The sequence below is a fragment of the Bacteroides sp. AM54-2NS genome (assembly GCF_003602935.1).
Taxonomy (GTDB): domain Bacteria; phylum Bacteroidota; class Bacteroidia; order Bacteroidales; family Bacteroidaceae; genus Bacteroides; species Bacteroides xylanisolvens.
Genome location: NZ_QTMZ01000042.1, coordinates 40,355 through 52,147, shown reverse-complemented (window position 1 = coordinate 52,147; position 11,793 = coordinate 40,355). Strand labels below are relative to the sequence as shown.

At 40.9% G+C, this 11,793-nt stretch carries 8 protein-coding genes and 2 pseudogenes; 5 read left to right on the top strand and 5 right to left on the bottom strand.

Features of this window, described 5'->3' with window-relative positions; genetic code table 11:
* Positions 1-597: DNA replication protein DnaD (locus tag DXA05_RS20435; protein ID WP_128859565.1), on the top strand; the 597-nt coding region annotated here is incomplete at its 5' end.
* A 127-nt stretch (positions 598-724) separates the two neighbouring features.
* On the opposite strand, the gene DXA05_RS20430 is transcribed toward DXA05_RS20435, so the two are convergent.
* Positions 725-1,687: a glycoside hydrolase family 18 protein gene (locus DXA05_RS20430; protein WP_120067776.1), complete on the bottom strand. Its 963-nt coding sequence runs from the start codon at positions 1,685-1,687 to the stop codon at positions 725-727.
* A 273-nt stretch (positions 1,688-1,960) separates the two neighbouring features.
* Between DXA05_RS20430 and DXA05_RS20420 the strand changes: the two are divergent.
* The 4 genes and pseudogenes from DXA05_RS20420 (at position 1,961) to DXA05_RS20405 (ending at position 6,554) form a co-directional block, all read left to right on the top strand.
* A pseudogene (locus DXA05_RS20420) lies at positions 1,961-2,829 on the top strand (helix-turn-helix transcriptional regulator).
* 211 nt (positions 2,830-3,040) lie between these two features.
* A complete protein-coding gene (locus DXA05_RS20415; RefSeq protein ID WP_004298481.1) occupies positions 3,041-3,745 on the top strand; it encodes a succinate dehydrogenase/fumarate reductase cytochrome b subunit in 705 nt (234 codons plus the stop codon).
* Between the two features lie 37 nt (positions 3,746-3,782).
* Entirely contained in the window at positions 3,783-5,762 is a 1,980-nt protein-coding gene (locus tag DXA05_RS20410) for a fumarate reductase/succinate dehydrogenase flavoprotein subunit (RefSeq protein ID WP_004298483.1), read from the top strand.
* A 36-nt stretch (positions 5,763-5,798) separates the two neighbouring features.
* On the top strand, positions 5,799-6,554 hold the full coding sequence (locus tag DXA05_RS20405) for a succinate dehydrogenase/fumarate reductase iron-sulfur subunit (protein ID WP_004298485.1): 756 nt from the start codon (positions 5,799-5,801) through the stop codon (positions 6,552-6,554).
* A gap of 624 nt (positions 6,555-7,178) precedes the next feature.
* On the opposite strand, the gene DXA05_RS20400 is transcribed toward DXA05_RS20405, so the two are convergent.
* The 4 genes and pseudogenes from DXA05_RS20400 to DXA05_RS20385 form a co-directional block, all read right to left on the bottom strand.
* The gene (locus DXA05_RS20400) at positions 7,179-8,018 is read right to left on the bottom strand and encodes an AraC family transcriptional regulator (RefSeq protein ID WP_128859564.1); all 840 of its coding nucleotides are present in this window, start codon (positions 8,016-8,018) and stop codon (positions 7,179-7,181) included.
* Positions 8,019-8,282: 264 nt separating this feature from the next.
* Positions 8,283-9,248, bottom strand: a complete 966-nt coding sequence (locus tag DXA05_RS20395; RefSeq protein ID WP_118407087.1) for a fimbrillin family protein — start codon at positions 9,246-9,248, stop codon at positions 8,283-8,285.
* Between the two features lie 54 nt (positions 9,249-9,302).
* Positions 9,303-10,261 (bottom strand): annotated as a pseudogene (locus tag DXA05_RS20390) (DUF5119 domain-containing protein).
* A 57-nt stretch (positions 10,262-10,318) separates the two neighbouring features.
* Complete coding sequence (locus DXA05_RS20385) at positions 10,319-11,596, bottom strand: DUF3575 domain-containing protein (protein WP_128859563.1); 1,278 nt, start codon at positions 11,594-11,596, stop codon at positions 10,319-10,321.
* Positions 11,597-11,793 lie beyond the last annotated feature (197 nt).

Here is an 11,793-nt window from a genome sequence, read left to right as displayed (position 1 = left end):
ATTTTGCTGACGTCAGCAAATGGTTATATTAGGTTCAGCGCTGAAAGAGAAGTAGATAACATCTTTCTGACCCGTTATGCCTGCTATCTGGTAGCACAAAATGGAGATTCTCGAAAGCAAGAAATTGCCTTTGCTCAAAACTACTTTGCAATACAAACGCGCCGTGCAGAATTAGTAGAGCAACGTTTAATAGAATATGAACGTGTCCAAGCACGTACCAAACTAGCCGAGACAGAGAAACTTCTCTCGGGTGTTTTATATGAAAGAGGAGTTGACAATCAAGGATTCGCCATTATACGTTCCAAAGGAGATAAAGCACTGTTTCACATGGACACCAAAATGCTAAAACGTAAACTTGGCGTACCTGATAGCCGACCATTGGCTGATTTTCTTCCGACCATCAGCATAAAAGCCAAAGACTTTGCCGCAGAAATGACCTCTGTGAATGTTCAGCAAAAAGACCTATACGGACAAACTGCCATTGAAAATGAACATGTTGACAATAATGTCGCAGTCAGAGATATGCTTGTTGGTAGAGGCATATTTCCTGAACAAATTCCTGCAAATGAAGATATTGCGGCAAGGGTATTTCTCTAAAGAAAAACGTTTTAACACATTCTTTATAAATCTGATTTATAATCAAGGAGGGGAGGAACCTATTAAAAAGAGCCTGTTAGACAGCATCTACAAAAAGAATCTACAAGCAGCAGTCGTGCGAACTAAGTCATTCCCTCAATTCTTCAGTCATTGTTTTTAGTAATGACCTGCTGTCACTTAATGGCAAATCCGTAGCTAAATCCCAACTCATCATACCTTTCAGCTTCTGTTCCTTTGCATAACGGGTTTTGATACGAATGTTATCCTGACCGTCAAACACATAAGTATCTCCCTGATAGATCACTTCATTCTGTGCAGGACTCGTAACCAATCCATTCTGTACAAAATTGAAATAAGCCTCTGTCTTCTTTGAATTATCTTTGGTCGCCCCATAAAAAGGAACTCCTGCCACCAGTTTTTCCTTCGGAATGCCATACTCCAATACCATCTGTATATCCGAACAATATTTCTCTATCGGAAAGCGAACCGGTGAAGGACCATAGCACTGAAGTGAAATAAAATCAACTGCTTCAATAGCTTCCTTACTAATCTTATAACAAACAGGATGCAGAGATACACTGAAAAGATACTTGTTTCCCAACACTTCCCGCATCTTCAGGATAGCCAAACTATAATCTTTATATTCTTTCTCATTTTCTGCCCACTCAAAATCAAGATCAATGCCATCCAGTTTATTCTTTTCCAGTACAGTCTTTATGTTCTTTGCAAACGTCGTACGAGCGGCCTCATCGGCTATCATCGCTTTCCATTCGCCACTGGAAGCTCCCAAACGTATTTTCACTTTTGTACCTTTTACTTTTGCACGAACCGATTTAATCAAACCTTCCCAAGTGGTCACCCCTTTTCCCTGAAATGCACGTGGATTCTCAAATGACAATGATCCGTCTTTATTAGGATGAACATTCAAGAAAATAAGGTCGTCACTTGCCCGCAAGCTTTCTGTAGAAATACGACCACGGTTGTAAAAATTACCCCGCACATAAGAACTGACCATATAGTCTTGTTGTGCAAACAATGATAATCCAACAAACACAAAAAGGAAGAATACAATTTTTCTTAGCATTAGCATAATGATTGATAATTAAAACATTTAGATCGCAAAAATACGCATATCAAAAGCAAACAGATGTTCAAAAACAACTATAATACTTCCAAAAATCAACATAAAGTTTTCTATTCAGAAATTTACAACAGATAAATATTGAATTCTCTAACATCATCCAAAGGGATAAGAATAATATTTGCAGGTTTCTACTAAAACATAAATAAAAGAAAGAGTTCCATTTTCCGCAAAAAAAGCCTATCTTTGTTCCGTTAAGATAATAAATCACGCATAAAACTCATGCCAGGAGATTCATTTTGCATACAATATACCAACTGTACGGGATGTCCAAAAAATGTTGAGAATATCCTTGTATATAGAAACTTACCTAAAGGAGAGCATATCCCCAAGGATAAGTGTACGCAGAATTGTATGCTTTTTATGATAAAGGGCGAATTACTTATCAATAGCGAAGAGCATCCCGGAATAACGTTACGCGAGAAACAAATTGTTTTGCAAGCTATTGGCTCCAAGGTCGAAATACTGGCACTGACAGATGTTGAATATGTTGTCTACTGGTTCAACGAACTGCCTTTGCTTTGCGAAGACCGATATAAGGAAATGATGGAACAGGCGGAAGCTCCTTTGACCTACACTCCACTGATTATGAGTGAAAGGCTTTACCACCTTGTCACCAGTATGCCCGAATTCCTCGCTGAGGAAAACCCTTGCAGCAAGTATATCGACTTAAAATGCAAAGAACTGGTTTTCTTGATTACTAACTTCTATCCGCTGCCCCAACTGGGTTCATTCTTCTATCCGATCAGCACTTATACGGAAAGTTTCCACTATTTCGTCATGCAGAATTACAGCAAGGTGAAGAACGTGGAAGAATTTGCGCATCTGGGAGGATATACGACCACTACTTCCGCCGACTATTCAAAAACCTCTATGGTGTGCCCGTATACGAATGGATACTGGAAAAGAAACGGGAAGGAATCCTGGAAGACCTACAGCACACCAAAATGCGAATCACTGAAATCTGTAACAGATACGGATTCGACTCTCTGTCTCATTTCGCACACTTCTGTAAAGACTCTTTTGGCGATACCCCACGCGCTCTACGCAAAAAAGCAGCCGGCGGTGAGAAAATCGGGAAAGTACAATAAACAGCCTCATCCTACTAATGTGCCAATCAGTTGCACCATGCGTACATACTGGCTGGCATATTGACACATTGGCGCATTGATCCATTATTAAAGAATTATTTCTTTAATTCCTTGCTCAATCAATCTATTTCCCCTATTTTTGCAGTCCGTAAGAGGTGTAAAACGTCGAAATTTTAGTTCTAACAATTAAATAATTTAAATTCAATCATTTATGTGGTTAAGTAATTCATCTGTAGGAAGGAAAGTGGTGATGAGCGTTACCGGTATCGCCCTTGTCCTGTTTCTAACATTTCACATGGCGATGAACTTGGTTGCAATCATCTCGGCTGATGGTTACAACATGATTTGTGAGTTCCTGGGAGCAAACTGGTATGCGTTAGTGGCTACCGCAGGACTAGCCGCTCTTTTTGTGATTCACATCATCTACGCATTCTGGCTGACAATGCAGAATCGCAAAGCGCGTGGTAGCGAACGCTATGCAGTGGTTGACAAACCAAAAACTGTAGAATGGGCATCTCAAAACATGTTGGTGCTGGGTCTGATCGTTATCGTAGGTCTTGGTTTGCACCTCTTCAACTTCTGGGCAAAAATGCAGTTGCCGGAACTGATGCACAACATGGGCATGCACGCTGATACACTGACGCTGGCTTATGCCGCTAACGGTGCTTATCACATCCAGCAGACTTTCTCTAGCCCGGTTTACGTAGTTCTTTACCTCGTTTGGCTGTTTGCTTTGTGGTTCCACCTGACTCACGGTTTCTGGAGCTCTATGCAATCACTGGGATGGAACAACAAAGTATGGATCAATCGTTGGAAATGTATTTCTAACATCTATTCTACGATTGTTGTACTCGGTTTCGCACTGGTAGTAGTGGTATTCTTCGTGAAAACACTGATTTGTGGCGGTGCTTGCTAAATAGTAAATTGTAAATGATTAAATTGTAAATAATATTATGATCAAGATAGATTCAAAAATTCCAGAAGGCCCGGTGGCTGAGAAATGGACCAACTATAAAGCTCACCAGAAATTGGTGAACCCCGCTAATAAACGTCGTTTGGACATCATCGTTGTGGGTACGGGTCTGGCAGGTGCTTCTGCCGCTGCTTCACTTGGTGAAATGGGTTTCAGAGTATTCAATTTCTGTATTCAGGATTCTCCCCGTCGTGCACACTCTATCGCTGCACAGGGTGGTATCAATGCTGCAAAGAATTATCAAAATGATGGTGACTCCGTTTACCGTCTGTTCTACGATACTGTAAAAGGTGGCGACTATCGTGCCCGTGAAGCAAACGTATATCGTTTGGCTGAAGTGTCTAACGCTATCATCGACCAATGTGTAGCGCAAGGTGTTCCTTTCGCTCGCGAATATGGCGGTACACTGGATAACCGTTCTTTCGGTGGCGCACAGGTATCCCGTACTTTCTACGCTAAAGGCCAGACTGGTCAGCAGTTGCTGCTGGGTGCTTACTCTGCATTGAGCCGTCAGGTAAACGTAGGTACTGTTAAACTGTATACCCGCTACGAAATGCAGGATGTTGTCATCGTTGACGGACGTGCCCGCGGTATCATCGCAAAAAATCTTGTAACAGGCGAATTGGAACGTTTCGCCGCTCACGCTGTAGTAATCGCTACTGGTGGTTATGGTAACGCTTACTTCCTGTCTACTAACGCTATGGGTTGTAACTGTACAGCTGCTATCTCTTGCTACCGCAAGGGTGCTGTATTCGCAAATCCTGCATACGTTCAGATTCACCCGACTTGTATTCCGGTACATGGTGACAAGCAGTCTAAGCTGACTTTGATGTCTGAATCTCTCCGTAACGACGGTCGTATCTGGGTTCCGAAGAAGAAAGAAGATGCTGTAAAACTCCAGAAAGGCGAAATCAAAGGAAGTGATATTCCGGAAGAAGACCGCGACTATTATTTGGAACGCCGCTATCCGGCATTCGGTAACCTGGTTCCGCGTGACGTTGCCAGCCGTGCCGCTAAAGAACGTTGCGACGCTGGTTTCGGTGTAAACAACACAGGTTTGGCCGTATTCCTCGACTTCTCCGAAGCTATCAACCGTTTGGGTATCGACGTTGTTCTTCAACGTTATGGTAACCTCTTCGATATGTACGAAGAAATCACTGACGTTAATCCGGGCGAACTGGCTAAAGAAATCAGTGGTGTGAAATATTATAACCCGATGATGATTTATCCGGCTATCCACTATACAATGGGTGGTATCTGGGTAGACTACGAACTGCAAACCACTATCAAGGGTCTGTTCGCTATCGGTGAATGTAACTTCTCCGACCATGGTGCAAACCGCCTCGGTGCTTCTGCATTGATGCAAGGTTTGGCTGACGGTTACTTCGTATTGCCTTACACTATCCAGAACTATCTGGCAGACCAGATCACTGTTCCTCGTTTCTCTACCGATCTTCCTGAATTTGCTGAAGCTGAAAAAGCAGTTCAAGCTAAGATTGACAAGTTCATGAGCATCCAGGGTAAAGAATCTGTTGATTCTATCCACAAGAAACTGGGTCATGTCATGTGGGAATATGTAGGTATGGGACGTACGGCAGAAGGCCTGAAGAAAGGTATCGCCGAACTGAAAGAAATCCGCAAGGAATTCGAAACGAACTTGTTTATCCCCGGTTCTAAGGAAGGTATGAACGTAGAGCTTGACAAAGCAATCCGTCTGTACGACTTCATCACTATGGGTGAGCTTGTTGCTTACGACGCATTGAACCGTAACGAAAGTTGTGGTGGTCACTTCCGTGAAGAATACCAGACTGAAGAAGGAGAAGCAAAACGTGATGACGAAAACTTCTTCTATGTAGCATGCTGGGAATATCAAGGTGATGATGAAAAGGCTCCGGTATTGCACAAAGAACCGCTGGTATACGAAGCTATCAAGGTTCAGACTCGTAACTACAAGAGCTAATCGGTGAAGTTAAACATTTAAAAGAATTAGAAGAAAATGGATAAAAATATATCATTTACACTGAAGGTATGGCGCCAAGCTGGTCCGAAAGCTAAAGGTGCTTTTGAAACCTACCAAATGAAAGATATCCCCGGTGATACTTCCTTCCTCGAAATGCTGGATATTCTGAACGAACAGCTCATCAGCGAAAGAAAAGAACCGGTAGTATTCGATCATGACTGCCGCGAAGGTATCTGCGGTATGTGTTCTCTTTACATCAACGGACACCCGCACGGTCCTGCAACAGGTGCTACTACTTGCCAGATCTATATGCGTCGTTTCAACGACGGTGACACCATCACTGTTGAACCTTGGCGCTCGGCTGGTTTCCCTGTCATCAAAGACTTGATGGTAGACCGTACTGCATACGACAAGATTATGCAAGCTGGTGGTTATGTAAGCGTACGCACAGGTGCTCCGCAGGATGCTAACGCTATCCTGATCGCGAAACCTATCGCTGACGAAGCTATGGATGCTGCTTCTTGTATCGGTTGCGGTGCTTGTGTAGCTGCATGTAAGAATGGTTCTGCTATGTTGTTCGTTTCTGCCAAAGTCAGCCAGTTGAACTTGCTGCCGCAAGGTAAACCAGAAGCTTTGCGTCGTGCAAAAGCTATGTTGTCAAAGATGGATGAACTGGGATTCGGTAACTGTACAAACACTCGTGCTTGTGAAGCTGAATGTCCGAAGAATATTTCTATCAGCAACATCGCTCGCTTGAACCGCGACTTCATCATCGCAAAATTAAAAGACTAGAAATTGCTAGATTTCAATAGCGAGAGCTTAATTTGATTAATGACAGAATCCCCTGCCGGCTAGTTCGACAGGGGATTTCTTTATATATGAGTAGATCACAATTATTATTAATACGGATCAGTAACATGAACTTTTAATTCATAAGTTTCACCGATTTCACCTTATAGCCAAAACTGGTATGAATGAGAGAATTACGGGTGAAAGCGAGGACTGAAATAAGGTAAAATCATTCGTTACCGCTTTCACCTGTCTTATTAAAATATCCCTTGAGCTAAAACAATTATCATTATAGCTAATCCGGATATGCTTATAGCAAATCCGCTTTCAGGTATTAATGAGTGAACTGTACGGATGTAATACTTTGGCCGCCAAGTCTTAACACCTTAGTTCTCATGTGTTAATACTTGAGTTGTTGCATCTATATATCCAGCATCTTGGAGCTATATATCCAACACCTTGGAGCTATATGTCCAACAGTCGGTATGAATAAACTCAATAGGTGAAACCAAGAAGGTTCAGTTTCACCTGAATTTCTCCCTTGCTTTCACCCGCTGTTACCTTATTCATCGGCATTTAGAGAATTGGGTGAAACCGGTGAACCGCAATTATCTTACATAGTTGCATTTATGAAATGTCTTGCCTACGTAAATTACGTGGAGAGGCACCAAAAGATTTCTTGCAGAAATTAGAAAAATGGGGTAAAGATTCAAAACCATATTTATAGCATATCTCCGAAATGCTACATTCAGAGTTGTTCAAGTCGTCCCAAATGCCCTCTTTACGTCTCGCCAGCATCCATTCATAAACAGGTTCATGAAAGACGTTATTGAAGATACGACGGAATGTACTAAGAGTATATCCACCCAATTGTGCCAGTTCTTCCACTGTCTTTACTTTCTTATAGTTTTGAATAATGAAATATTGGAAACTGTTTACATATTTAGAGAGTGGATGCACCAAGCTCGAAAGATCATAATCGGAATAATAGTATCCCAACACGAACGCTAATTCTTTTCGTTTCAGAGATAGCAAATCCCGACAGACTTTATCCCCTTTCAAATAAGTAATAGACCCATTGAGGAAATATTGTAGTTCTGGAATTATTTTTAATGGAGTATAAATAAGTGGAGGAGATACTTCCTTCATGATATGATTGAAACGGAAATCACAAAACAGTTCGGGCTGAATAAAACGATAATAAATGCACTCACATTCAGTCATAGCAAGCATCTCAAACATAGAACCAATAGCCTGAAGAATAAATTCACCTTCTTTAAGCATAGTCCCCGCATATTCTTTACTATTGACCAGTATTTCTCCCTTCATCAAAAAAAGGATAAGATTTTCTTCACACTTTTGAGCCGGTTTATGAAAACCACGCCGATAAATCACATGAGTAATGGCATTACTCACCGCTTTTGGACATATTTGACAATCCCAGGTTCCTTGACAAATAGATGGCATACGCTGACTGTGTTTGTTTTTGTTTATGCTGCCAGCAAAAATATATGAAATCTTTCATATTGCCATAAAAAAAGAGAGAAAAGTGAAAAAGAGGTTAGGTAAGAGAAAAAAGGTATCCACTACAAAAATGTAAGTAACATATAGAATTAAAATTCCCAGTCTTTTTCTGGAGAAACTAGGTTATATTTTCTATCATAATTCCAAAACACAAGAAGAACCGATGTAACATACAAATTACATCGGTTCCATAGATTTAATCTTGTGTTAGTCAACAGTTGGAGTTACAGGATCTTCAGCATCCCAACTAGTAACAGTTGCAGTGATACCAACTTCTTGAGCACCAATAGGCAATGTTAGTTTATATAGTATTTTCTTTCCAAACGCCCATGCAGCAGTACTTGTCAAAGATACTTCCTTACTATTTTCAGCAATCTTACTTCCATCTTTCTCTACGGTATATTCTATAGATATTTTTGCATCAGTAAGAGCTTGCGGTATTAACATCAACGCATTACCTGCTTTTACAGCTGTCTTATCATCTGAAAAATCCCCAAGTTCATATGCATAAGAGACACTTGTCTCTGTACCTGCAGTCCAAGTCCCTGCGTTAACACCTGCATATGTAAATGTTCCACTTCCCTTAATTCCAGTCAATTCCACTTTAGATATAGTATAGGTATAACCAGCCTCTTTTGTCACCTCGATATTTACTTGAGTCAATGCATGTTTAAAAGTTAAAGAAACATCTGTTGCTGCTTCATTTGTCTTCTTTTGAGCATTTGCCACAGATGCAATCACTAAGTCCTTTTGAAGGGCAGCTGTATTTCCCACTGTATAAGTAAACTTAGGATATCCTTTATCAGTAGTACCATTCGGAGCTGTATATGTAACTCCGTCTTTTGGAGAGTATGCAAAAAATTGCAGTTTTTCTGCAAGAGGCCAATAATATGGACCTCCAGATACCGTCCATTTAAAATCCGAATAAGTAGCAGAACCATTTATCCATGGTGTCGAAAGAGTCACCGCAGCACTCATCTCCTCTGCCTTCGTATTATACGCATAAACCTGAAAGCCAGAACTCTCTAAACCGCCTGTATCCAGTTCAGTAGCTCTAGTTACCGCCGTATTAAAATTAATTTCGGCCTTCTGTGAAGGGGCTTCAAACTCTTCATTCTGTGAGCAACCCGTAATTGCCAAAGCAGCTGTTACTGCCAATAAAATCTTCTTCATAACTGTATTTTTTTAAGTTTATAATATTGTTATATTTTGTTTATAGCATCTATTTCATTTCACGGGTAACTCAACATTATCTTCGGGTCCCCATCCATCAACATTGCCACCCATTCCTCCACCTCCATCAGGATTCGGTGGTGTTTCCGGCTTATCAACTTCAATCTTATCATCAGGCGGTAACTCAATCTCCGGTGGTGGGGTTGGTTTTCCATCTTCCCCTGTTCCAGCATTTTCAAGTGTACCTATTATTTCAGTAACATCAATTGTTGCTTCCTGAACTGTATTATCTGTTTTGATAAATTTCAATATTAATATTATAGCATCTTTCTCACTAGAAGTTTCCCTCTCTGATATTGACATTCGCGTCGGCATTGTCATTTCCTTTACTTGTTTGAAAGCGGTGAAAGATGCCGTTACCTTATTGTCTCCCTTCTTTACCTCAAAGTAGATAGGTTGTGAGCTACACACTCCACGACCTTTGCCTATACAGTAACAATCGGATAATCCATCAATGCTCCCTACCACTGTTGCAACATACTCCAAACCTTTAGCCTCTACTGCAAAAGAATATTTCTTCACCACAGATTCCATCTTCCAGTCTAAATGAAGCACTTCTTCACTCTTCTCTATTTTCAGCTCATCTATATTCAATACATACAACGAATCGGGTGACCAAACCATCTTTTCCATTCCTGCAATCCCCAAATCATTGCAATATTCTGTATAAGCTTCTATAGATTCATAGGACTCTTCTCCTCTAATTCGTATACGATCCGAGTTAAAGTTATAACCCATAGTTACTACCGAATACCATCCCGGAGGAACTTTCATTTCTCCGCCTCGCACCGAAAGGTATTTATCTACTTTCCTGCCATCTCCGTTCCTCGGATAAAAAATCACCCGAACTCCCTCCGGCAGTTGATCTGTCACTCCATCCCAATCCAGCTTTATATCTACCCCACTTACGGATAATCATCCAATATATCGCGACGGCTACATCCAGTTAGCATCAGCAGCGAGGACAAAAGCACAAGAAACCTGTATCTTGTATTTCGCATTACGCCCTCCTATCTCTTTGTTGTTATCAACCATACCAAAGAAACTTTCGCCTTGGTAGGACCAATAAAGTTATAACGTCCACTATTTGTCCATACAATATCTCCCTCATAAGGAGTATATTTTTTATATTCTGTTGTCAAATACCCTATGCCAAGACTGAATTCAAGGGAAAAATGCCGTGCCAACTGCCGTGCATATCCATAAGTCACTCCCGCAGCTCCGTAATACTTACCTTGATAGCCATCTCCACGCAGCTGGAAGTCATATATCCCGCCTTCAGCATAAAGTCCGATAAAATGTCCGGTCAATCGGTCACGCTTCTGACGGTTTCCCAGCCAACAACGTCCTTCCATCCCTCCCGAAAGGAGCTGATAGCAGAAATCATGTTTGCTATTCAGCCACCACGGACATTTATATTCAGTATTCAAAGACCACCTCTTGCCTATCGGAATTTCCACTTCTATATTTGGCGCCAATGCCAAATCATATAACAGATTATTCTTCACTGCAAGTACAGTTTGGCTTTTCACCGGCCCTTCTGCCTCCGATATATCGACCTCACAGGCCTGTTTTTTTTCACTTTCTCCCACAGGCTTATCAGGTTGATCTTTCGGAAGCGCCTCTTCCTGCTTTGAAACAAACAACCCGGAGACAGAAGATACCGGTTCAAAAGCCTCTTTACCTAATTTCGAAGTTTCTCCGACAATCGTAATAACCGATCTCCGCAGTTCTGGAAAGATATTGTGAACAATGTATCGGTAAGCAATTCCCCGATTCAATTTTCGCAACAGTTGCTTCCGTTTATTGACATCATTCTTATGATAATCAATCAATATCAGCACTTCTTCCCGATCTGGTAAGTTAGAGTCGGATGCCACCAACTTACGAAACTCCGACCAATCCTCTCCCCCTGAAAAAAAATGAATCTTATCAACACTAACATCCGAATTATACCGTTGTAAGAATTCCTTTATCGAATCATTTCTCCGAGCAGCCAAACTTCTATTATAAGATTCATCACCATCAGGAGAAACAAAAGTTTCCACATTCAGCGCTGTTATATATTTCGTATTTAAATTTCCGAGAAGCAAAGAATCTAAAATTATAATTACCTGATTATTATTCTTATAACTAAGATCCACTTTCGCTTCATTCGCATCAAAATATATCACTGCCCGCCGGATTGTATCATTCGCAACAGCGAAAAATGGAATCGAAGCATACCCACTTTCTGGAAGGCTTAATAAAGCCATAAGAATAGTCAATATATAGATACCATGTTTCATTGTCGTTCGTTTCTGATAACAAATATAGAAGTTAGAAAACAAATCGAATCATACTTTTAGAACAAAAACAAAGGCATGAAAGGTTCTGTGAAACGATTGAAACTATTTTGCAAGTTTTGAGAGTTTAAGGTCAATAATAAACAGAAAAAGGAAGTTCTGACAGGCGGCTTTTCCACATACACATGGATGCCAAGCTT